Raw genomic sequence first — 22,648 nt, 5'->3', positions numbered from 1 at the left:
GATAGTCCTTTGCTTTAATCTTCAATGTAAATCTTTGCTAGAGTTAATCTGTAAGCTTTACTGGTAAGTGAATACAAGTTGAATTTGTAATCTAGCGCGACTGAAATAGAGCCTTAACTCAGAGTATTTCAGTATTGAATTGTCCCGAAAGAGAGATGTATGAAGTATAAATTGTTGTTGCTTTCTTTATTGATGGCTTGCAGTGTCTTTTCATTAAAAGCCGAACCTATTCAGCAGGCAAACAAGCCTGATGTCGAAGTCATCTATGATGATCCTCGCGATCCCATAGAGGGATTTAACCGTGCCATGTGGGATTTTAATTACCACTATCTTGATCGTCATTTTTTCCGCCCTATAGCCCATGGATATAATGATTATTTGCCAACACCAGTAAAGTCTGGGGTAAATAATTTTGTGCGTAACTTTGAAGAACCAAGTTCGTTAGTGAATAACGCATTACAAGGTAAGTGGGGCTGGGCAGCCAATGCTGGTGGCCGATTTACCGTTAATACCACTCTAGGACTTTTTGGGGTGATTGATGTGGCAGACATGATGGGCATGACCCGCAAACAAGATGCCTTCAATGAAGTGTTAGGTTATTACGGCGTGCCAAACGGCCCTTATTTTATGGCGCCTTTTTTTGGTCCTTATGTGACAAGGGAACTCGCCTCAGATTGGGTTGATAGTCTATACTTTCCTTTGTCAGAGTTCTTGTTATGGCAGTCAGTCCTTAAGTGGGGCTTGAAAAACCTCGACTCACGAGCATCAGCCATCGATCAAGAACGTCTATTAGATAATGCACTTGATCCATACACATTTGTCAAAGAAGCCTATTTTCAATATATGGATTACAAAGTTTATGATGGCAACGTGCCAGTCAAACAAGATGATGATGAATTACTAGAAGAATATTTATTAGAGCTTGAGTGATATTGCTGAACGATGAGGCTTCTTCGACAGCAGTGCTATCGGGGGAGTTTTATGGCATTAACCAATGTCGCCGTGTTATTAGTTGAAGATGATGCAGTTTTTAGGCAGTTAGTCGCTGACTTTTTAACTCAGCAAGGCGCTGTGGTTTTTGAAGCAGAAAATGGTGAAGAGGGCGTCAAAGCCTTTCAAGCACAGCCTGTTGATATCGTCATTGCTGATTTAAGCATGCCACGCTTAGGGGGCCTTGGTATGCTTAAACAGATAATCGAGTTAAACCCTTCAGTCCCTTCAATTGTCATATCAGGTAATAATGTGATGGCTGATGTCGTGGAAGCTTTGCGCTATGGCGCCAGCGATTACTTAGTCAAACCCGTTTCTGATCTTTTTATCATCCAGCAAGCCATTGAACAAGCTATAGCGCCGCAGGCTCAGTCCGATAAGCTTGATTTTAATGACAGCCATGCAGTTATCAACTCTGCCGCTAGGATGAGCGAAGATTTATCATATCAAGAATTAGCTGATAACTTTAGCCTACTGGAAAGCAGTGCTGAAGCAGCTAAGAGTGTGCAGCAGCAATTGTTTCCTACCTCAAATATTGGTTACCCTAACGCCGATGTTCACTATAGCTTGTGTAAAAATAGTGATGTAAGTGCTTATTTTATCGATTCCACTATGGTGGGAGATAAGCATTTAATGATGTACATGGCGCATTTTTATCCTGAAGATAATCGCGCCGCATTCGGCTGTGTATTAATGCGAAGCTTTGTTAACCAAAAATTAAAACAATACCGTAATGGCGTCAGTAATACCTTAATCGAGCCTTACAATATGCTGAGCTACTTGAATGAGCGTATGGTGACTTCAGGCCTGAACTTGTATGTGGATATGGTGTATGTGTGTGTTGAGCTTGAACACTTCAGAGTTGCGATTGGCCAAGCTGGTAGCGGACTGCGTTGCTATTTACGTAATAATAACGGTTTAGCACCATTGGCGATTTCACCTTCACGACAACTAGGCTCAGATGAGTGGAATAAGCCTAGTATGCAGTTTAGGAGTTTACTGCCAGAAGAAAAGATCTGTATTGTCAGCAGTGATGCAAATCATCGAGCTCGATTACTGAATAACCAATTTAATGGCTTGTTCTATGATGAAGCGCTAGCCGCTGGCGGCTTTATGGAGTTAGCTCTTAAGCTGTAATAGATTAAATGCAAGCTGCCCACGTCATAAACACAGTATTGGATAAATAAAGCTGAAATAAAAAACCTCGCAAATGGCGAGGTTTTTTAATTCATGATGCACTAAAGCTAAGTATTAATGCTTTATTGCTTCATGTTCAGCCGTCACTGCAATTTCTTCAGTTAACGCTTGCTCTTCAGTTTCGTTGTGACCTTCAGCGCCGTGCATCCAATCAACTAGCTTGTCAGCCATGAAGTATAAGATAACCGCTGAGATACCTGCTGTGATCGCAATACCAGCAAAAATAGACATTGCATTGGCAAGTTGATCTTCCACATCACCGCCGTGACCAATTAATGAACCTACTAAGCCACCAATTTTGTTAGCCGCTGCGATAAATAGGAACCAAGCACCCATCATTAATGATGCGATACGCAGTGGAGCCAACTTAGTGACCATTGATAAGCCAATTGGTGACAAACATAATTCACCCATGGTGTGGAAGAAGTATGCACCGACTAACCACCACATGCTTGACTTAGCGTTTGCGTCGCCGCCCATTTCAAGTACAGCACCGATCATGAATAGGAAACCAATACCCAGTAATACTAAACCTAATGCAAATTTAACTGGTGAGTTAGGTTCGTTTTTACCTAAGCGGATCCAAATAGACGCAATAACAGGGGCAAAAACAACGATAAAGATAGCATTAAGTGATTGGAAATAAGTCGTTGGAACTTCCCAACCACCAATCATACGATCGGTAAAGTTGTTAGTGAATAAGTTCATTAATCCGCCAGCTTGCTCAAAGCCTGCCCAGAAAATAACCGTGAATAAACCCATTACCATGATCACTTTAATGCGATCACGTTCAACTTTAGTTAAAGGCTCTTTACGTGTTTCACCTTTAGCTTCATTTTTTTGCTTTTCAAGTTTAGCGGCAGGAACCGTACCGATATCTCCAAGTAGCTTTTGCGCGAATAGGAATTGGATGATTAATGACGCAACCATACCAATACCCGCACAGAAGAAACCTGCTTGCCAGTTGTTAACAAATACTTCTTTGCCGTCAATAACAATGCTATGGCCAAATTGGGTGTATGCCCATGCCACAATGAAACCTGATAATGCCGCACCAACGTTAATACCCATATAGAAGATAGTAAATGCACCATCACGACGGTGATCGCCTTCTTCATATAAGTCACCAACCATAGTTGAGATGTTTGGCTTAAATAGACCGTTACCAATAATCAAGGTGCCTAGGCCAATGTAAAACATGGTTGTTTCTAGACCTGGCATCCAGCTATGTGGTGCTGCTAGGGTAAATTGACCTGCAGCCATTAAGAAGCCGCCAATATAAATCGCTTTACGTTGGCCTAAAATATTATCCGCTAACCATCCGCCAATGAGCGGGGTTAAGTACACTAAACCGGTAAATGTTCCATAAAGAGAAAGTGCGTCTGCTTGAGTCCAACCAAGACCACTACCACCATTAGACTCAACTTTATCGACCAGATAGAGCACCAAAATGGCACGCATCGCGTAATAACTGAATCTTTCCCATAGTTCTGTTGTAAACAGCAGGAAAAGCCCCTTGGGATGACCAAGCATGGTCCCCTGTGGTTTTGCATTGCTCATTAAGTCTTCCACCTTAAGCTTGTGATTTGCCTGCGGGACCACTGTCGCCACAGAAATTGTTGTTTGCAATTGTGATTATGTTCAACGTATTGATATTTTCAGAATAACATTCTGTCGCGTTTCAACTTAGTTGCTATAAATTTAACCACTTTGTTGTTTATTTATTATAGTAAATGTTGTCATTTTAAAGTTTTAAGGATTAAAACCTTAAAAAGCTACCCTTATATACATCTTATAAGCCGTAAAAGTCAATGGCCATGGGCGATCAGCGTTTGTAAATGTAGACGTTGAATCAGTTTTTAACCGCTTGCAAAGATACCTTTGTTGTTTTTTTGGTGCTAGTTGGCAAGCTTTTAGCTGGCAAATGCTATTAAAGTCACCATAACAACGGATAACAGAATTTGTGACGATTATTTAGTATGAGGTCGGTTAGCGGGCTGACAAATAGAATCTATACTTGTTTTAATTGTGTAAACACTTTGCAAATTTTTAACAAGTATATAAAATGTAACTCATTGGATTTTAGTGTCAAAAAAACAATTTTTAGTTTTATTGCATATTAAGTGTCTGGCCATTGAGTGTAATTAACTGACTTTGATGGCGGAGGCAGGATCTTGTATCGACAACTTGTTTGTTTATGCAGCTTAGTTTTTAGCAGTTCAGTGCTTGCTTGGGTTGATAGTGATCTTGATGGCGTACCAGATAAAAAAGATGCCTGTCCCAATACACAGGTTAATACAGCTGTACTTGCCAACGGTTGCCAGCAAAGCTTGGGCTTAGTGAGCGTCAGCCCGATATATTTTAATTTTGGCCAGTCTCGGGTGTTAAGGTCGCAATTACCCAGTATTGAGCGGGCGCACCAGCTCATTAAGGACAATAAGCTTGTCAGTATTTCTTTACTAGGTCACACCGACAACATTGGTAGTGAGCAATTAAACGCCAGTTTGTCAGTAAAAAGAGCCCAATCAGTTAAAGATATTTTGGTCGAGCAGTTTGCGATTGATGCCGATGTAATAGAAGTTAGTGGTATGGGGAGTTTGGCTCCCATATCAACAAATCGTACCGCGCTAGGTAGGCAAAAAAATAGACGCGTTGAATTCAAGTTTGAATAATTATTATTAATAAAGGGAGTAAACCATGGAAAGCATCGAGAGTTTGATGGCACAAGCGCCTGAATTTTTAATCACTTATGGATTAAAAGTTGTGATGGCCATTTTGATATTTATCGTAGGTAAATATCTATCTAACGTAGCTAAGAAATTAACTACAAAACTATTACTGGGCCGTAAAATTGATGAAACCGTAGCATCATTTGTCGGTAATTTGGTTTGGGGCGTGGTATTTGTATTTACGATTATCGCAACCTTAGGTCAAATTGGCGTACAAACAGCATCACTAGTCGCTGTATTGGGTGCTGCAGGTTTAGCTGTAGGTTTAGCGCTGCAAGGTTCATTGTCAAATTTTGCCGCAGGTGTGTTGATGGTTATCTTCCGCCCTTGTCGTGTAGGTGATTTTGTTGAAGCCGCTGGTGTAGCGGGAGTGATTGAAGAAATAACTATTTTCTCAACTAAACTTCGTACTGGCGATAACAAGACCATTATTGCTCCAAACTCAGCGATGATGGATGGCACTATTATTAATTACTCAACTAAAGAAACACGTCGAGTTGATTTAGTTATCGGTGTGGGTTACACCTCAGATATCGCAGCAACCAAAAAAGTTATCTCTTCTGTATTAGACAATAATCAATATGTTCTTAAAGATCCTGCATACACTGTTGCACTAGGTGAACTAGCAGATTGTTCTATTAACTTCGTGGTTCGTCCATGGGTTAACACTGCCGATTACTGGCCAGCTCATTTTGAGTTACTAGAACAGATTAAGAATGCGCTAGATGCTGCAGCTATTGAAATTCCATTCCCACAAATGGATTTACATTTAAAAGAAATGCCAGCTAAATAGCCTATTTAGTGCATTTTGTTCACAAAGCCAGCTATTATGCTGGCTTTTTTATGGCCATTTTATCGCAATGATTTCGTGAGGTTAAAAATGTACAATAATATTCTATCTTCAGTCGCAGTGGTTATTGCACTTACCTTGCCTAATGTCAGTGTTGGCAGTGAAGTGACGACAATTACTATGGGCGGTAAGCCGATGGAGTTAGTAGGCCAGCAATTAAGCGTTAATACTCAAGCGCCTGACTTTACCCTTGTTAATGAGATATTCGAGCCCATAAGCCTGGCTGACTTTAAAGGAAAAACCGTATTAATTAGTGCTGTGCCTAGCTTAGATACTGGGGTCTGTGCGTTGCAGACTAAGCGATTTAATAAATCAGTCAGTCAATACAACGACAATGTGGTGATGTTAACTATTAGCACCGATTTACCTTTTGCTCAAAAGCGTTTTTGTCAGGCAGAGCAAGTGGATAAAATAACAGTGCTATCAGATGCTGTATGGCGAGATTTTGGTCATAAATATGGTTTACTGATCAAAGACCGCGGTTTACTTGCGAGAGCTATTTTGATTATTGATACGAACGGAACACTCAAATATAAAGAACTTGTAGCTGAGGTGGCTAATCATCCAGATTACGACGCCGCATTATCGGCATTAAATAAAATTTCTGCCGACTAGCACAAGCTTAAGCACGAATAACTGGGGTAGAATAAGCTAATTTTACAGTACTAGAAACAGTACTCGCGCCAGTTTATTGAGAGTGGATATGATTGATTTTCGCAGTGATACGGTAACAAAACCCACAGATGCCATGCGTAAAGCCATGGCGAATGCCGAGGTTGGCGATGATGTTTATGGTGATGATCCCACGGTAAACCATTTACAAGATATGGCTGCTGACTTATATGGCTTTGATAGTGCTTTGTTTGTTAGTTCTGGTACTCAAGCTAATTTATTGGCCTTAATGGCACATTGTGAGCGAGGTGATGAGTACCTTTGTGGTCAACAGGCTCATAATTATAAATTTGAAGGTGGCGGGGCAGCAGTACTGGGCAGTATTCAACCGCAACCGTTAAACAATCAGCCAGACGGTTCAATTTTACTTGCAGATATTGAAGCTGCTATTAAGCCTAATGATATTCATTTTGCGCATACTCGTTTATTGAGCCTTGAAAATACCATTGGTGGTAAGGTGTTACCGCAGAAATACCTTGCTGATGCCCAAGCATTAGCCTTTAATCATAATTTAAAAATCCACTTAGATGGCGCGCGCGTAGCGAATGCTGCAGTGGCACAAAATATACCCATTAGTGAGATTACTCAGTATTTTGATTCGGTTTCAATTTGCTTATCAAAAGGCTTAGCTGCGCCAATAGGTTCAATATTGCTAGGGGATGAGCGCTTAATACAAAAAGCTATACGCTGGCGTAAAATGCTCGGTGGCGGTATGAGGCAAGCGGGTATTATTGCAGCAGCAGCCCAATTGGCTATTACCGAGCAAGTGGATAGGTTGGCAGAAGATCATGATAATGCCGCGCTTTTAGCACAGCTGTTATCTGAAATGCCTGAGTTTTCAGTGGATATCAATTTAGTTCAAACTAATATGGTGTTTGCATCTTTAGATAAGGCATATGATGTCAAGCATCTCGCTTTACTATTGGCGCAAAAGGGCATCATTATCAGTCCGTCATCGTCATTACGCTTGGTGACCCACAAAGATATTAGCCGGCAGGATATTTTGACTTTTATCACTACCTTGAAGCAAATAATTGTCCAGCTGAATAATAAATAATCCAGATAAAACTGTCTTAGCTCAAATGTGGCACCCATAAATGAGCGCTCAATCAGTTATTGATTGTCTTTAAAAGCACTTCTGCCAAGAGGTGCTTTTTTTTGGTGCAAGCAAGTACTGAGGTTGTAATATTATGGCGCAGTTAAGAGACCATATTTAAATCATGGTTTTATTATTTTTAATTATTTCAACAGCTTGAAGAGTTGGCTTTAAAGTTGCTACCTATAAAGTGGTATAGTAATTCAAGGAGCAATATTATGGAATATTTAGGCCGTCATATTGTAAAACCAGTAAATTTAAATGCAGAACAAAGTCTATGTTGTGGCCAGCTACTGATGTGGCTTAATCAAGAAGCGTCGATATTTGCCCGCTGTCAAATGCACAGTAAGCAGCTAATGGCTAAGTTAGTGTCAGAAATTAATTTTATGAGTCCCGCTAAAATGGGTGATGTGATTGAGTTTGGTATGGAAGCCATTAGCTTAGGGCAAAGTTCTATTACATTAAGATGTAAAGTGAGAAATAGCCTTAGCAATGCACCGATCGCTTATATCGATAAAATTGTGTTTGTGAACATTAATGAAAGAGGTTTACCGATCCCTCATGGCATTAGAGCGAATGCCGCCTAAGGGGATGGTTTAATCATTGCGAGTACCGGTAAAGGTAAGTGTTTAGCAAACTAGCCCCAATAGAGTCGTTCACTGGCGTTAACCTTGCCAGCTTTAATTGATCTAAAGCTGGCAAGGTTAATGTTTTATCTTTATCAGTTAGCGCTTAAGCGCCTAATTCCACTTTAGTGTAATTTAAGATGCGGATGAATAATGCGGCTGATCCCTTTTACCAGCATCATTAAGGTGCCTTTCACCACACCGTGCAGCTCAATTAAGTGACGACGATAAAGTGAGGTGTAAACAAAACGGGCAATTTTACCCTCAACCAAAACCCCGCCACCCATAAATGACATTAGGTTACCGACAGTGTGGAACTTCGACAGGTTCACCAGCGAACCTAAATCTTTGTAAACGTATTCATTTTTAGGATCTTTGCCAGCAAGCATCAACATAATGTTATCAGCTGTCATTAATGCCATTTGTCTTGCTGACTGGCCTCGTGGAGGTACCCAGCTGCCATCAGCTTGTGGGCAAGCTGCACAATCGCCAATAGAGAAGATTGAGGGGTCTAGGGTGGTTTGCATATTTTGCTTCACCATCACTTGGTTAATATGATTACTTTCAAGACCACCAATATTATTTAAAAAGTTTGGTGCTTTAACACCTGTTGACCATATAACCATATCTGCAGGGATCAAGGTGTTATCTGTTGTCGATAAGCCTTCTGGTGTCACTTGTGTAATGCGGGTGTTTGTCATGACCTTCACTCCCAATTGCTTGAGTTCACGGGTCACTGAGTCAGAAATTTCTACTTTGCCGACTTTAGGTAAAATGCGCTCATCAGCTTCAATGAGGGAAACTTCCAGCAAACTGGTATCAATTTTATAGCCAAAGCCACTGAGTTGCTCTACCGCATGGTGCATTTCAGCCGACATTTCCACACCAGTCGCACCTGCACCTACCACAGCAATTTTAATTTTATCATCCAGTTGATGATGACTGGCATAGCGCATAAATTTATTTAATAACAGCTTACGAATTTGCATCGCTTGTTCAGTGTTATCTAAAAACAGGCTGTGCTCTTTGACGCCAGGAATATTAAAGTCATTGGCTACGCTGCCAATGGCAATCACTAAATAGTCATAAGGAATATGACGAGCGGGTAAGAGTTCATCCCCGTTTTCATCATTAATTGGCGCTAAAATAATATGTTTATCATCACGATTAATATCAATCATTGCACCTTGTTGAAAATGGTAACCATGTGCTGAGGCGTGGCCACGGTAGCTAATTGCATCAATGCCAATATCTAAGGCGCCAGTAGCCACTTCATGAAGCAGTGGTTTCCACACATGGCTTTCGGCACAATCCACGAGTGTGACTTTTGCTTTGGCTTTTCTACCAACTTTATGACCCAATTTAGTGGCGATTTCCATGCCACCTGCGCCGCCGCCAACGATGACGATATTCGGAACTGCTTGCATCTAAGATGCTCCTTTAGTGAAGTTAAAATAATTCGGTTATATTTTTATCGGTATGGCTTTAACGACAAGGAACAGAATCGACAAAATCTTATAAAAATTATGCGCTTTAGCGTTGCAAACTCACTTGTCATGTAAAGGTAGTCAGAGTAAAGCGAGTTAATTTATAAGATTAAAAAAGAACGCAGCATATCGAAGCGTTAAAAGGCAGTCGTAAAGCGTGTTAAAAATTATGAGAAGCAGTTTATATAGTAAACAAAGCTGGGATGTCTTAATAAGAGTGTGGAACTGTGAACTGATGGTTAACTAGTTTGGAATAGTGTTAACTGGATCACGTATTGGCTTTGGTAATATTTGAGATTGTCACCGAAAAACATAACAGCGTTTTTCGGTGATTCAGTAATCCTTGGAAACGTTACTGAGCTCTAGCAAGACGCTTGTTATAGTCTTCGACTAAGTGGGCAATGATTTTCTCTGGATCTGCATCTTGGCAGCAATCATCGAGGAATATCTTAAAGGTGACCATAGCGTGGGCATCATTTAACAGGCGATTGCTTTGCATTGAGTAATAAGTGTTGTCGGTGTCCGACTTTCTAACGACAAACTTTCCGCTTTCAAATGATTTTGAACCGGGTGCATTGTGCCATTTGGTGATGCGGTTTAGTGCAATTTCTGAGGATTGGTTGATTTCTATGTGGTTTAACCAGCTAGCTGTTTTATCTTTTTCTTTATAGTGAGGACATCTTACTGTGTAGTTATACACATGAGTGATTGCAGTCATAGCTTACCTACTTATTTAAGAATGTAACTTCATCATAGACCCCTATTTTAAGGCAGGTCAATGGTTATTTTGAGAAGTTAGACGCGGTTAACAGTTATGTGTGTAAGTGTATTATTTATTAAATAAAAGTATCAGTTTGTAGTTAGAATACTTAAGTGTGACTATTATTTTTAGCGCTGTGGCTGGCGCTATTTCAATAGCTTAATGGCAATTTTATTGGCCTTAAGCTGTGTTTTAGTCAGGTTGTTCTCTAGTAGAGAATGCCAGCCTTTGACAGGCTTTATTCGCGGATCAGCTTGAGCCGCGAATATATGAAACTTACGGTTGTAACCTATAGTGCGTTAGTGAATATTTCACAAATCTCACCATGGGTCGCTTGTTTTGGGTTAGTGAGGCCACAGGCATCTTTTAACGCATTATCAGCCAATGTAGGGATGTCTTCTGGGTTAACTCCAAGTTCAGTTAAATTTGCTGGGATATTGACTGCAACAGACAAGGTTTTAATGGCTTCGATTGCAGCCGCTGCGCCTTGAGTATCATCTAATTGCGCCACATCTACACCCATTGCTTTAGCAATGTCTTTTAATTTACCTGGCACCACTTGCGCATTGTAAGCTTGTACATGCGGCAGTAATAGTGCATTACACACACCGTGTGGTAAATCATAAAAGCCGCCAAGTTGATGGGCCATCGCATGAACATAACCTAAGCTAGCATTATTAAATGCCATTCCCGCTAAGAATTGCGCGTAAGCCATTTGCTCACGAGCATTGATATCATCACCTTGTTCAACCGCATTAACCAAGTTAGCTTTAATCAGCTCGATGGCTTTAATTGCACAAGCATCGGTAATTGGGTTCGCAGCTGTTGATACATAAGCTTCCACCGCATGAGTTAATGCATCCATACCGGTTGCGGCTGTTAACGCCGCAGGTTTTTCAACCATGAGTTCAGGGTCATTTACTGACAAAATAGGGGTGGTGTTTTTATCGACAATCGCCATTTTAATATGACGTGACTCATCAGTAATAATACAGAAACGGGTCATCTCACTGGCTGTGCCAGCCGTAGTGTTAATTGCGACTAGCGGCATTTGTGGTCTTGTTGAAACATCTAAGCCTTCGTAGTCTTTGATGCTACCACCATTGGTCGCCACTAAAGCGATACCTTTAGCGCAATCATGTGGAGAGCCGCCACCTAACGAAATAACAAAATCACACTCGTTGGCATTAAGCATTGCTAAGCCTGCTTCAACATTTCCCATGGTTGGGTTAGGTTGTACGCCATCAAAGATAAATACTGCAATGCCATTGTCCATAAGCTTAGCCGCTACTTTATCAACTAAACCAATTTTTACTAACGGTGCATCAGTAACAATAAGTGCGCGCTTAAAGCCCAGTGTTTTGATGTCATTGATTGCTTCATTAACACTGTCTTGACCGAGAATATTTACGCTAGGAATGAAAAATTTAGTCGCCATGGGAAACCTCTTTAATGATTAAAATAATTAATACAGAATTCTTTAATGTCATTAAATTACCAATCATATTGACTATAATTTGTGACTTATTTCATACATTTAAACTTGTTCATGTTGTTTCTGTGGTTTTAATCGTAATTAGCGGAGCTAGCTCTGATTTTGCTAGTGAAGTGTAATCTTGATTGTACTTTTGGTTTTATTTGCGCTGTAAACCAATAAAAAGCCCGCAACGATAATTGTTGCGGGCGTTAATAATAAAGCGCTATACATTAGTCACATACAAATTTTTTGCTAGGTTATCATTGTGGGCGGCTGGTTTCTTCAACGCTGTTGATGACGATATCTGTTACAGGTACGCTATTACTATTAATCGATACCATGTTAATTTGATCGACCACTTCAGCCATACCGTCATACACTTGACCAAAAACCGCATAACCACGTTGGCCACTGGAATAATCTAATTGAGGATTATCGAGGGCGTTGATATAAAACTGTGATGTGGCTGAATCTGCCACTGTGGTGCGCGCCATCGCTATGGTGCCACGTGCGTTAGTTAGGCCAACATTGTCTTCTAATGTGATAGCTTCAAAGCCAGGCTTGCTCACTAATCCTGTGGTAAAGCCACCGCCTTGTGAAACAAATTGATAGACAACGCGGTGAAATAGTGTGCCATCATAAAACTGCTCATCGACATAGCGTTTAACATTCGCTCCAGTAATGGGTGTATTAGTGGTATCGATGGCTAAGCTGATGTCGCCCATTGTTGTCGACATAACATAGCAAATATCGGCAACTAGCTCAGTAGGTTCGACAGGTGGTGTAGTCTCAGGAGTTTCTGGAACTTGAGAGTCAGAGTCTGAGCCACCACAAGCGCTAAGGGTTAATGCAAATAATAACGGGTATAGCAGTTTCATCACAGGCCTATTAGTTGTTTTATTATTGTGAGGCCTGTGTTGCTAAAATGTGCTAATTAAATCAATAAATAAAACCATAAGATACAAAGTGTTACCTAAAGGCCGAAATAACATATCTTAGCGTGTTATAAAACAGAGCTAACTTATATGTACTTGGCTGATTTTACAGGTTAATGCATTGCATTAAGCCTAAGTGCCTTTATTTAGCTGTGGTTTTTATTTCGCTAATATTAACCTAAGTCGCTACAATAGCGCCTTTAACAGTAGTTTTCAGAGAACAATATGACTTTTGATTCATTAGGCTTGTCACAACCGATTTTGGATGCGGTTAACACATGTGGTTATAGCGATATGACCCCCGTACAACAAATTGTGATCCCATTAGCTATTGAAGGTAAGGATATATTAGCCAGCGCACAAACTGGTACCGGTAAAACTGCTGCATTTGCTTTACCTTTATTAACTCGTCTTGAGCTTGAAATAGCCGAACAAGAGAGCAAAACAGCTTGGCAACGTTTACGGGTACTGATCATGACCCCAACTCGCGAGCTGGCGATTCAAATCGAACAAAATCTGGTTAACTATGCCCAGTTTTTACCCTTTGAGAGCCTCGCGGTTTATGGCGGTTCGAATATCAACCCGCAACGAAAAGCCCTCGCTAAAGGTGTCGACATTTTGGTAGCAACTCCTGGGCGATTATTCGATATTATTGGTCAGCATGACCTTGATTTATCCTTTGTGACCCATTTAGTTATCGATGAAGCCGATCGCATGTTGGACTTAGGTTTTGTTAAAGATATCGAAAAAGTGAAGCGGATGATCAATCGTCAACATCAAACCATGATGTTTTCAGCGACCTATTCTAATGATGTCAAAAGCTTAGCGGCAAAAATGCTCAAAAATGCCGAGTATGTGCATATATCGAATCAAAAACCTGCTGAAACGGTAACCCAATCGGTATATCAAGTAGATAAACGCCGTAAAGCAGAGTTACTGTCAGAGCTAATTGGCCGTAATAACTGGCAACAGGTGATGGTATTTACCAGCCTAAAAGAAACGGCTGAGCACTTACTTAAAGAGTTTAAGTTAGATGGTATTAAAGCTGCCGTATTTCATGGTGACAAAACTCAAGGCGCTCGCAACCGTGCTTTAGAAGAGTTTAAGACGGGTAAGCTGCGCGTCATGATAGCGACCGATCTCGCCGCAAGGGGTCTAGATATTGAAGCTTTACCATTAGTGATTAATTTTGAATTACCCCCAGAGCCTGAAGATTATGTTCACCGTATTGGCCGTACGGGCCGCGCAGGCTTAACCGGTCAGGCCATTTCATTGGTCGCACAAAATGAAATGGAGCTGTTAGAAGACATTGAAGCACTCATTAGCACCTCAATACCTGTGGTAGTGTTACCCGGTTATGAACTTGGCGCGCCATTACCGGCTCGATATAGAGAAGTCGATGCTGAAAAACCTAAAAAGCTGTTTAAACATAAACGCCAAGGTGGCAACCGAAATCGCGGCGGCGCAGCTAAAAGTGGCCCTGCTGGTAAAGGTAGTCGTGCTGATGGGAACGCTAAGCCGACTAGACAAGGCAAGTACGCTAAAAAATAATAATCACAATGCTTATTATTTACATGGGTTTAATTTAGTTATTTAGTGGAATTTATCAGGTGATCCGTAAACGCATTAATACTAACCTTATTACCGGCTTTTTAGGGGCAGGTAAAACCAGCTTAATTGTGTCGTTACTGGCAATCAAACCCAAGGGTGAAATTTGGGCTGTGCTAGTTAATGAGTTTGGCGAAGTGGGTATTGATGCGAGCCTGATAACTGGCTGCAACTCATCCGAACAAGTGGTCATAAAAGAAGTTGCTGGTGGCTGCTTATGTTGCGCTGCAGGCGTACCGATGCAAGTGGCGATTAATCAAATTATTCAAAAAGCTAAGCCAGATAGATTGTTAATTGAACCAACTGGACTTGGCCATCCTGCTGAAATACTCAAGGTACTGACCAATGAGTTTAATCAGCAAGTATTGCAGTTAAATCAAACCTTATGTGTGGTTGATGCGCGCAAGCTCAAAGACACTCGCTACACTGAAAATAGTAACTTTAATCAGCAAATAGACATTGCAGAAGTGATTTACGCCAGCAAGGCCGATTTATATCAGCAAGATGATTTTGCCTCTTTGTCAGCTTACTTAGCTAATGATAAAAAACTGTGTATTGCCTCTAACACAGCTGATGTGCTTAATCATGTTTATTGGGCGTTGATAAAGCCGCGAGCCATTAGTCTCAGCAGTTCAAGCACTCAAGCATCTTATTTAGCCAAGTCAGTGACCAAGCCTAGCCAATCACTGTTTGACTCAAATGCTGCTGTGGTTGATGATGAGTTCAATGGCCAAGGTTTTATAACCAAGTTAAATCAAGCGCAAGGAGCGCATAGTATTGGCTGGATTTTTAGCGCCGAGCATTGTTTTGACTTTGATAAGTTAGTTGCCTGGTGTGACGGCTTACTTAATGAGGTGCTACGCATAAAAGCGGTAATGATCACAGAAGAAGGCATTGGCGCTTTTAATGCTGTCGATGGCAGGCTGTCGATTAACGAGCTTGATGAAGCCATGGACTCAAGATTAGAGATAATTAGCTTAAACCCGTTATCAGAGGCATTATTAACAGAGAAAATCCTCAATTGCTTGAGTGACATGGCTTAGACGGGCTAGATCACAGTGGTTGTTGTTAAATTTTTTCCTAAAACAACTGCTACTAAAGTAACAACAGTTACTAAAGCATCAGTTATTTTCAACCACTGCAGCTAACATTAGCCCTTAAAACAGTTTGCTGCCCCAGCCCAATTTAGCGCGCAAAACATCAAAGTAATTGTGGCCTTTAGGGTGGATCATTCTTAAATGATTATTGCTACGGCGAATAAAAATTTCATCCCCAGGCAACACAGCTAAATCAACGTGACCATCACAGCTGACTTCTAAGTTCTCGCCGTTATCCGGTGATACCACTAATTTTATGGTGCTACATGCATCCACCACAATAGGGCGAGACGATAGTGTATGAGGGAACATAGGCACTAAAATTAATGCTTGCAGGTTAGGGGTTAAAATTGAGCCGCCAGCAGACAAGGCATAAGCTGTTGAGCCCGTTGGGGTTGATACAATCATGCCATCGGCGCGTTGGCTATACATGAATTGCTCATCAATATAGACCTCAAACTGGATCATGTGCGCCACTTTACCCGGATGCAATACCGCTTCGTTAACCGCAGAGTTACTGGCTTTTAAAATCCCATGACGATGCACTTCAGCCTCTAGCAAAAAGCGGTTCTCTGTATCGTATTCGCCTTCAAGTACCTTAGAAAGTGATTCTTCAAAGTTATCGGGTGGTAAATCCGTTAAAAAACCAAGGTTGCCACGGTTAACCCCAATAACCCCAATGTCAAAGCGAGACAATACCCGCGCGGCGCCGAGCATATTACCGTCACCACCGACGACAATAGCGAGATCGCAGCGCTCACCTAATTCAGTTAAATCAACAGATTCCACTTCAACTTTTAACTCAGAAGCCACTCGCTCTTCGGCTAATATGTCGAAGCCTTGCATGGAAAGCCAATGATGCAAACGCTTTAAAGTGCGATTGGTACCTTGATGATGTGGCTTGCCAATGAGGCCGATTGTTTGAAACTTTTTAGTCATATTAGTATTTGATTTGCACAAAGGCTTGAAACGAAGAAAATGATCCCCATAATATGCCCATAGTAATCAGAAACAAAGCATTTTTAGCTGGAGTGAAAATGAGCAACGAGTCAAACAAAGTAGATCAAGAGATCATTGATGCAGAAGTCGTCAATGAAACGGAAACTGAAGTCGCAGCAGAAGAGGCCACCGAAGTTGATGCGTTAACTCAAGCTAACCTTAAAATTGAAGCATTAGAGCAACAACTTGCTGAAACTCAAGCAGCCTTAGCTGAGCGTAAAGATGTTGAAATTCGCGCCGCTGCTGAAACGGCAAACATCCGCGCTCGTGCAGCAAAAGATGTTGAAAAAGCCCGTGCCTTCGCATTAGAAAAGTTCGTGAATGAGCTTTTGCCTGTATTAGATAATATGGAACGTGCACTTGCTGGTGTTGATGCTGAAGATGAAGCAACTAAAGCGATTGCTGAAGGTGTTGAATTGACCATGAAAGGGTTAATGGCAGCAGTTGAGAAAAATGGCGTAGTGCTTGTTAATCCATTAGGTGAAGCATTTAATCCAAATCATCATCAAGCTATCGGTATGCAGCCAAGTGCAGAATACCCTAAAGATACCGTGATGCTAGTTATGCAAAAAGGTTACATCTTAAAAGACCGTGTACTTCGCCCTGCGATGGTTATGGTGTCTCAAGGTGGCGCAAGTGTTGATACACAAGCGTAATGCATAACAATTGAAAACTGACTTCTTGGTTTGCCAATCAATAAGCAAAGGGTTGGCAAAGCAATAGTTAGTAATCAAGCGTTAGTAATAAAGAGTTAATAAAAAGGACTGCCAATGCAGTCCTTTTTTGTGATTTTTAGTAGCGCCAATCAAATTGGCTTAACTCCCTGAGGCGGTTAACTTAAATAGTCTTGGATTTGGGCTAAAACACCCGCACCATCTAATTTAAGCTCTTGGATGATTTCATCCGGTCCACCATGCTTGATAAATTCATCAGGTAAGCCAATTTGCAGCACAGGCTTTAAGATTTTCATTTGATGCAGCGCTTCAATGACGCCGCTACCCGCACCGCCCATAATGGCATTTTCTTCAACGGTGACAATCACGTCATGACTATGAGCAAGCTCAGCGAGCAGGGTTAAATCTAATGGCTTAACAAAGCGCATATCGGCAACGGTGGCATCGAGCGTCTCAGCGGCTTCAAGCGCTGCAGCAAGAGTAGTACCAAAGTTAACAATGGCTACACGTTGCGTCTGCTGTTGACTTTGACGTTTAACCAAGCCTTTACCAATCGCAATAGGAGTCATTTCTTCAGTTGGTTCAATACCTGTCGCACAACCACGAGGGTAGCGAACCGCCGTTGGGCCATCTTTATAGCGATAACCGGTATAGAGCATTTGGCGACATTCATCTTCATCAGATGGTGCCATAACGACCATATTGGGAACACAACGCAGGAAGCTTAAATCAAAAGCACCTTGGTGAGTTGGGCCATCAGCGCCAACAATACCACCGCGATCGATAGCAAATAACACAGGTAAGCGCTGTAGAGCTACATCGTGAATTAACTGATCGTAACCACGCTGCAAGAAAGTTGAATAGATAGCGACAACAGCTGAGTAGCCTTCACACGCAAAACCAGCACCTAAGGTGACCGCGTGTTGCTCAGCAATCGCGGCATCAAAATACTGGTTTGGAAAACGCTGTGAAAACTCAACCATGCCCGAGCCTTCACGCATGGCAGGTGTAATGGCGAGTAACTTGTCATCTTTTTCAGCAACATCACATAACCACTTACCGAAAATTTGCGAAAATGTCGGTGAACTTGGTTTTGTTTTCGGCTTTCTAAATTGAGTGTGGTCGAATTTAGGCACTGCATGCCAACCGATAGGATCTTTTTCAGCAGGCTCATATCCACGACCTTTTTTAGTCATGATATGCAGGATTTGCGGGCCCTTTAAATCGCGCATATTACGCAGGGTTTCAACTAATGAATCAACATCATGACCATCAATCGGGCCAATATAGTTAAAACCTAGTTCTTCAAATAAGGTTCCAGGTACGACCATACCTTTAAGGTGTTCTTCAGTACGCTTTGCCATTTCTTTAATGACAGGCATACCTTTGAGCACTTTTTTGCTGCTTTCACGAATGGTGGTGTAGAAGCGGCCTGACATTAGTTGGGCTAAATGGTTATTCAGTGCGCCGACATTTTCTGAGATAGACATTTCATTGTCATTTAACACCACTAACATGTCATTGTGCAGATCGCCTGCATGGTTCATGGCCTCAAACACCATACCGCCGGTCATCGCACCATCACCGATAACGGCCACGACTTTACGATTTTTCTGCTCTTTTTCTGCAGCCACAGCCATGGCTAATGCTGCACTAACAGAGGTACCAGAATGCCCGACACTAAAGGTGTCGTACTCACTTTCTTCACGCCATGGGAAAGGGTGTAAACCGTTCTTTTGACGAATGGTATGCATTCTGTCACGACGACCAGTGAGAATTTTATGGGGGTAAGCTTGGTGGCCTACATCCCATACTACGCGGTCAAAAGGCGTATTATAGACATAATGAAGTGCTACTGTTAATTCAACAGTACCAAGGCCTGAAGCAAAATGGCCACTTGAGTTACTGACTGATTTAAGCAAAAACTGCCTTAATTCATCGGATAACTGTGGCAGCATGCCTTGCGGCAGCTTTTTCAAATCGTCAGGGGTATTAGCTTGAGCTAATACCGGAAATTGAGAATTATCGAAACTCATATGGCGGTAAACTGTCTCTTTATATTCTTCGCGCAATGATATAGCGGGCGAAGTCTGCAATTAACTGGCTATTGTAGGTCAATTTTGCCAGCGCTGATAGTGCATCGTTAATTAGTTGCTCGGCGCATTCATTTGCACCCTTAAGCCCTAATAATTTAGGAAATGTGCTTTTATTGGACTCTTGATCACTGCCTTGGGGTTTACCTAATTCTTCAGTGCTGGCAATGATGTCTAAAATGTCATCTTGTACTTGAAAGGCTAAGCCAATATTGGCGGCAAAGTCTCTGATAATTTGTTGGTCTAGGCTTGATGCTGATGCCGCGATTAAGGCAAGTTCTGCAGCGCAGCTAATTAAGGCACCGGTTTTTTTATTATGTAACAGGGTTAGCTGCTCAAGGTCTATACGCTTATTGGTGGCGCCTAGATCAATAGCTTGTCCGCCGCACATACCACTATAACCCGATGCTTTAGCTAAAGCGGTTACCATAGCAAGTTGCTGAGAGGCGCTAATGCTCTCATTAGGCTCGCAAATAAGTTCAAAGGCTAAGGTTTGCAGGGCATCGCCTGCAAGGATAGCGCTGGCTTCATCAAAAGCAATATGCACCGTTGGCTGGCCGCGGCGCAGGGCATCATCGTCCATGGCAGGTAAATCATCATGGATTAATGAGTAGGCATGAATACATTCGATAGCGGCTGCGGCGTTATCAAGCTGCTTTAAATCAGCACCTAACATTTCACCAATGCTATAAACCATAAAAGGTCGAATGCGTTTGCCGCCCAATAAGGCGCCGTGGGTCATTGCGGCTTTTAATATAGGGGCAGCGTCATCAAGCTGGGCAAGTTTAGTTGCTAAAACTTGGTTCACGCGTTGTTGGTATTGTTCAATTGACTGGGCTAACACACTTATTCGCCTTCAACGGTAAATGGGCTGAGGTTGGTATCGTCTTCATTTAATAAGATGGAAACTTTTTGTTGAGCCTGTTCTAGCTTAGATTGGCTCTGGCGCACCAGCTTAATACCGCGCTCAAATTGTTTAAGGGCATTATCTAAAGTGACTTCACCTTGCTCAAGATCTGCAACAATGTTTTCAAGCTCCGATAAGGATTCTTCAAAACTTAGATTCTCAGGTTTTTTTGCCACAATTCTTATTCCTTCTATTATGCGGGGACAAGGTATATCAGGCCGCGCTAAGGGTCAAATTCAGTCGTTGTTTATTTGCTCAATAGCACGCTTTGTGACTGAATATTTATATAATTCATAAAATATTCCTAAACTTGGGCTAAGTTTGACCGATATAGATAATGAATACCAGTGTCAAGCGGTCGCTTTAAGCGAAGTTTGAAATCCATGGTAGTAATAATGGTAGTCGTAATAGCATTTTTTGATGCTTTTTTGATAAACCAGCCAATTAATCGATGAAAGTGTCACTGTATGAGTTTTTTTTGTTCGTTTGAACATTTGTCCCAATAGCTCAGAGTGTTACATTGGTATTCATAGAAGTAAGGCAGCATTATTAAGACTGCGCTCAAGGAGAAATTGTGGATTTAGCAACCCTAATAGGTTTAATAGGCGCCTTCGCTTTTATTATTGGTTCTATGGTGAACAGTGGTGGGATTTCGATTTTTATTGATGCGCCATCGGTGATGATTGTGCTTATTGGTTCTCTTTTCGTTGTGATGATGAAATATAATCTTAAGCAATTTTTAGGCGCGGTAAAAATTGGCGCTAAAGCTTTCATGTTTAAAATTGATAAGCCTGAGGAGTTAATTGACCAATCAGTGAATATGGCTGATGCAGCCCGTAAAGGGGGCTTTTTAGCATTAGAAGAAGCGCAGATCGGTAACAGTTTTATGCAAAAAGCGGTCGACATGTTAGTGGATGGCCATGATGGTGATGTGGTGCGTGAAGCCTTAGAAAAAGATATTGCCCTGACCGAGGAAAGGCATAAAACCGGCATTGGCATTTTTAAATCCTTAGGTGATGTGGCCCCAGCCATGGGCATGATTGGTACCTTGATTGGTTTAGTGGCCATGCTATCGAATATGGATGACCCTAAATCAATTGGCCCGGCAATGGCGGTGGCATTATTAACCACGCTTTATGGCGCGATTATCGCCAATATGGTGGCGCTCCCGATTGCTGATAAATTGCAATTACGTATGAGTGAAGAGTTACTTAACCGCAATTTGATTATGGATGCGGTCTTGGCGATTCAAGATGGTCAGAACCCACGTGTTATCGAAGGTTTCCTGAAAAATTATCTAGGTGAAAAACAACGTCAAATCGATACCACGGACGGAGAGTAGCTCATGGCTAAAAAAGCCAAGTGTGATTGTCCACCACCCGGCGCGCCGTTATGGCTAGCCACCTTTGCTGATCTTATGTCGTTATTGATGTGCTTTTTTGTTTTGCTGCTGGCGTTCTCTGAAATGGACGTGATGAAGTTTAAGCAAATTGCCGGTTCGATGAAGTATGCCTTCGGGGTGCAAAATAAAGTTGAAGTTAAAGATATTCCTAAAGGCACCTCGGTGATTGCGTTAGAGTTTCGGCCGGGAAAACCGGATCCTACCCCTATTGAAATTATTAATCAGCAAACCAATGAGATGACAGAGCAAACCATTGAGTATCAAGCAGGCGACGATGCTAGTGCGGGCGGCGTGCAAAAACAGCAAGGGGATAATCGCGGCGGTAATGCTCAAGCGACGGCCCAGCAACAAGCACAGGCTCAGCAAGCCCAAGCGAAGTCTGAGCAAGAAAATATTAACGACCAAGTGAAAAAAATGGCCGAAAAACTCAATGAGGAAATTGTTGATGGCGCCATCGAAATTGAATCATTAGGGCAACAGATTATTATCCGGATCCGCGAGAAAGGCTCTTTTGCATCGGGTTCAGGCTTTTTACAGCCAAGATTTAAACCTGTGGTTCGCTCAATTGGTGACTTATTAAAAGATGTTCCCGGCATTATTACAGTATCAGGTCATACCGATGGCATGCACATTAGCAATGAGCTTTACAGTTCTAATTGGGACTTATCCAGTAAACGCGCAGTCTCAGTAGCCCATGAACTGGCCAAAGTGACAGGCTTTGATGACAGCAGAATGCGGGTGGTGGGTATGGCATCTAATGCGCCATTAGTGGCTAACGACTCTGATAAAAACCGTAGCCGTAATCGCCGAGTTGAAATTGCTATTGAACAAGGCAAGGCGAAAGAGTCTGCTGAGATAGAAGTACTCGCGCCACAATCACAGCAGCCATAGAAACGCGCTCTTTATATAAGATGAGATTAGCCGCTTAGTCCTTAAGCGGCTTTTTATCGGCTTTAAATAGCGCTGTATAGCCAGTAATCGCAACGCCGTTTCACTGACGCTGTGTTGCAGTATTGCTTAGACTGCTAATTTTATTTAGATTTAATGAC

Annotated in this window: 21 protein-coding genes; 12 read left to right on the top strand and 9 right to left on the bottom strand. The window is 41.8% G+C overall.

What is annotated here, in order from left to right:
* Positions 1–192: 192 nt before the first annotated feature.
* Complete coding sequence (locus Q4591_RS05020; RefSeq protein ID WP_241901018.1) at positions 193–930, top strand: VacJ family lipoprotein; 738 nt, start codon at positions 193–195, stop codon at positions 928–930.
* Positions 931–981: 51 nt separating this feature from the next.
* Positions 982–2,127, top strand: a complete 1,146-nt coding sequence (locus tag Q4591_RS05015) for a response regulator (RefSeq protein ID WP_102519851.1) — start codon at positions 982–984, stop codon at positions 2,125–2,127.
* 114 nt (positions 2,128–2,241) lie between these two features.
* On the opposite strand, the gene Q4591_RS05010 is transcribed toward Q4591_RS05015, so the two are convergent.
* Entirely contained in the window at positions 2,242–3,747 is a 1,506-nt protein-coding gene (locus Q4591_RS05010) for a peptide MFS transporter (RefSeq protein WP_102439510.1), read from the bottom strand.
* A 614-nt stretch (positions 3,748–4,361) separates the two neighbouring features.
* On the opposite strand from Q4591_RS05010, the gene Q4591_RS05005 reads away from it, so the two are divergent.
* The 5 genes from Q4591_RS05005 (at position 4,362) to Q4591_RS04985 (ending at position 8,121) form a co-directional block, all read left to right on the top strand.
* On the top strand, positions 4,362–4,859 hold the full coding sequence (locus Q4591_RS05005) for an OmpA family protein (RefSeq protein ID WP_303459713.1): 498 nt from the start codon (positions 4,362–4,364) through the stop codon (positions 4,857–4,859).
* Positions 4,860–4,884: 25 nt separating this feature from the next.
* A complete protein-coding gene (locus tag Q4591_RS05000; protein WP_102439512.1) occupies positions 4,885–5,709 on the top strand; it encodes a mechanosensitive ion channel family protein in 825 nt (274 codons plus the stop codon).
* Positions 5,710–5,796: 87 nt separating this feature from the next.
* Positions 5,797–6,381 carry a thiol peroxidase gene (gene tpx, locus Q4591_RS04995; protein ID WP_102439548.1) on the top strand — a complete coding sequence of 195 codons (585 nt, stop codon included), beginning with the start codon at positions 5,797–5,799 and terminating at the stop codon, positions 6,379–6,381.
* A gap of 88 nt (positions 6,382–6,469) precedes the next feature.
* Positions 6,470–7,495: a low-specificity L-threonine aldolase gene (gene ltaE, locus Q4591_RS04990; protein WP_303459710.1), complete on the top strand. Its 1,026-nt coding sequence runs from the start codon at positions 6,470–6,472 to the stop codon at positions 7,493–7,495.
* A 257-nt stretch (positions 7,496–7,752) separates the two neighbouring features.
* Positions 7,753–8,121: a hotdog domain-containing protein gene (locus Q4591_RS04985; protein ID WP_076540291.1), complete on the top strand. Its 369-nt coding sequence runs from the start codon at positions 7,753–7,755 to the stop codon at positions 8,119–8,121.
* A 164-nt stretch (positions 8,122–8,285) separates the two neighbouring features.
* Here Q4591_RS04985 and Q4591_RS04980 read toward each other — a convergent pair whose 3' ends face one another.
* The 4 genes from Q4591_RS04980 to Q4591_RS04965 all read right to left on the bottom strand — a co-directional run bounded on the left by Q4591_RS04980 (position 8,286) and on the right by Q4591_RS04965 (position 12,762).
* Entirely contained in the window at positions 8,286–9,587 is a 1,302-nt protein-coding gene (locus Q4591_RS04980) for an NAD(P)/FAD-dependent oxidoreductase (protein WP_303459707.1), read from the bottom strand.
* Positions 9,588–9,999: 412 nt separating this feature from the next.
* On the bottom strand, positions 10,000–10,365 hold the full coding sequence (locus tag Q4591_RS04975) for a cytoplasmic protein (RefSeq protein WP_303459704.1): 366 nt from the start codon (positions 10,363–10,365) through the stop codon (positions 10,000–10,002).
* A gap of 331 nt (positions 10,366–10,696) precedes the next feature.
* A complete protein-coding gene (gene yiaY, locus Q4591_RS04970; protein WP_102439516.1) occupies positions 10,697–11,845 on the bottom strand; it encodes an L-threonine dehydrogenase in 1,149 nt (382 codons plus the stop codon).
* A gap of 299 nt (positions 11,846–12,144) precedes the next feature.
* Positions 12,145–12,762, bottom strand: a complete 618-nt coding sequence (locus Q4591_RS04965; protein ID WP_303459700.1) for a peptidylprolyl isomerase — start codon at positions 12,760–12,762, stop codon at positions 12,145–12,147.
* A gap of 282 nt (positions 12,763–13,044) precedes the next feature.
* Here Q4591_RS04965 and Q4591_RS04960 point away from each other — a divergent pair, with 282 nt between their 5' ends.
* Both Q4591_RS04960 and Q4591_RS04955 read left to right on the top strand, forming a co-directional pair.
* On the top strand, positions 13,045–14,370 hold the full coding sequence (locus tag Q4591_RS04960; protein ID WP_102439518.1) for a DEAD/DEAH box helicase: 1,326 nt from the start codon (positions 13,045–13,047) through the stop codon (positions 14,368–14,370).
* 59 nt (positions 14,371–14,429) lie between these two features.
* Entirely contained in the window at positions 14,430–15,470 is a 1,041-nt protein-coding gene (locus tag Q4591_RS04955; protein ID WP_303459698.1) for a GTP-binding protein, read from the top strand.
* Between the two features lie 114 nt (positions 15,471–15,584).
* On the opposite strand, the gene nadK is transcribed toward Q4591_RS04955, so the two are convergent.
* Positions 15,585–16,463, bottom strand: a complete 879-nt coding sequence (nadK, locus tag Q4591_RS04950; protein ID WP_102439520.1) for an NAD(+) kinase — start codon at positions 16,461–16,463, stop codon at positions 15,585–15,587.
* A 98-nt stretch (positions 16,464–16,561) separates the two neighbouring features.
* Here nadK and grpE point away from each other — a divergent pair, with 98 nt between their 5' ends.
* Positions 16,562–17,179 (top strand): nucleotide exchange factor GrpE, encoded by a 618-nt coding sequence (gene grpE, locus Q4591_RS04945; RefSeq protein ID WP_076540307.1) that lies wholly within the window; start codon positions 16,562–16,564, stop codon positions 17,177–17,179.
* Between the two features lie 176 nt (positions 17,180–17,355).
* On the opposite strand, the gene dxs is transcribed toward grpE, so the two are convergent.
* The 3 genes from dxs to xseB are packed head-to-tail and all read right to left on the bottom strand — an operon-like array spanning position 17,356 to position 20,373.
* Positions 17,356–19,233, bottom strand: coding sequence for a 1-deoxy-D-xylulose-5-phosphate synthase (gene dxs / locus Q4591_RS04940; protein ID WP_102530943.1), 1,878 nt, complete (start codon positions 19,231–19,233; stop codon positions 17,356–17,358).
* A gap of 19 nt (positions 19,234–19,252) precedes the next feature.
* Positions 19,253–20,134 carry a (2E,6E)-farnesyl diphosphate synthase gene (gene ispA, locus Q4591_RS04935; protein WP_102439522.1) on the bottom strand — a complete coding sequence of 294 codons (882 nt, stop codon included), beginning with the start codon at positions 20,132–20,134 and terminating at the stop codon, positions 19,253–19,255.
* Positions 20,135–20,136: 2 nt separating this feature from the next.
* Positions 20,137–20,373, bottom strand: a complete 237-nt coding sequence (gene xseB, locus Q4591_RS04930) for an exodeoxyribonuclease VII small subunit (protein ID WP_076540313.1) — start codon at positions 20,371–20,373, stop codon at positions 20,137–20,139.
* Positions 20,374–20,771: 398 nt separating this feature from the next.
* Here xseB and pomA point away from each other — a divergent pair, with 398 nt between their 5' ends.
* Together pomA and Q4591_RS04920 are read left to right on the top strand one after the other, a co-directional pair.
* Positions 20,772–21,539 (top strand): flagellar motor protein PomA, encoded by a 768-nt coding sequence (gene pomA / locus Q4591_RS04925; protein WP_102439523.1) that lies wholly within the window; start codon positions 20,772–20,774, stop codon positions 21,537–21,539.
* Between the two features lie 3 nt (positions 21,540–21,542).
* Positions 21,543–22,490, top strand: a complete 948-nt coding sequence (locus Q4591_RS04920; protein WP_303459695.1) for a flagellar motor protein MotB — start codon at positions 21,543–21,545, stop codon at positions 22,488–22,490.
* Positions 22,491–22,648 lie beyond the last annotated feature (158 nt).

The sequence above is a fragment of the Shewanella sp. 3_MG-2023 genome (assembly GCF_030548765.1).
In the GTDB taxonomy this organism is placed as follows: domain Bacteria; phylum Pseudomonadota; class Gammaproteobacteria; order Enterobacterales; family Shewanellaceae; genus Shewanella.
Note: the sequence above shows the minus strand (reverse complement) of the source record. Positions and strands in the feature narration are given on the sequence as shown.

Coding starts and splice junctions, on each gene's coding strand:
- Q4591_RS04960 (WP_102439518.1), top strand. CDS start 13,045: ATGACTTTTGATTCATTAGGCTTGTCACAACCGATTTTGGATGCGGTT.
- Q4591_RS04985 (WP_076540291.1), top strand. CDS start 7,753: ATGGAATATTTAGGCCGTCATATTGTAAAACCAGTAAATTTAAATGCA.
- Q4591_RS04965 (WP_303459700.1), bottom strand. CDS start 12,762: ATGAAACTGCTATACCCGTTATTATTTGCATTAACCCTTAGCGCTTGT.
- Q4591_RS05000 (WP_102439512.1), top strand. CDS start 4,885: ATGGAAAGCATCGAGAGTTTGATGGCACAAGCGCCTGAATTTTTAATC.
- ltaE (WP_303459710.1), top strand. CDS start 6,470: ATGATTGATTTTCGCAGTGATACGGTAACAAAACCCACAGATGCCATG.
- tpx (WP_102439548.1), top strand. CDS start 5,797: ATGTACAATAATATTCTATCTTCAGTCGCAGTGGTTATTGCACTTACC.
- nadK (WP_102439520.1), bottom strand. CDS start 16,463: ATGACTAAAAAGTTTCAAACAATCGGCCTCATTGGCAAGCCACATCAT.
- Q4591_RS04975 (WP_303459704.1), bottom strand. CDS start 10,365: ATGACTGCAATCACTCATGTGTATAACTACACAGTAAGATGTCCTCAC.
- Q4591_RS05015 (WP_102519851.1), top strand. CDS start 982: ATGGCATTAACCAATGTCGCCGTGTTATTAGTTGAAGATGATGCAGTT.
- Q4591_RS05020 (WP_241901018.1), top strand. CDS start 193: ATGGCTTGCAGTGTCTTTTCATTAAAAGCCGAACCTATTCAGCAGGCA.
- Q4591_RS04980 (WP_303459707.1), bottom strand. CDS start 9,587: ATGCAAGCAGTTCCGAATATCGTCATCGTTGGCGGCGGCGCAGGTGGC.
- Q4591_RS05010 (WP_102439510.1), bottom strand. CDS start 3,747: ATGAGCAATGCAAAACCACAGGGGACCATGCTTGGTCATCCCAAGGGG.
- grpE (WP_076540307.1), top strand. CDS start 16,562: ATGAGCAACGAGTCAAACAAAGTAGATCAAGAGATCATTGATGCAGAA.
- Q4591_RS04920 (WP_303459695.1), top strand. CDS start 21,543: ATGGCTAAAAAAGCCAAGTGTGATTGTCCACCACCCGGCGCGCCGTTA.
- dxs (WP_102530943.1), bottom strand. CDS start 19,233: ATGAGTTTCGATAATTCTCAATTTCCGGTATTAGCTCAAGCTAATACC.
- yiaY (WP_102439516.1), bottom strand. CDS start 11,845: ATGGCGACTAAATTTTTCATTCCTAGCGTAAATATTCTCGGTCAAGAC.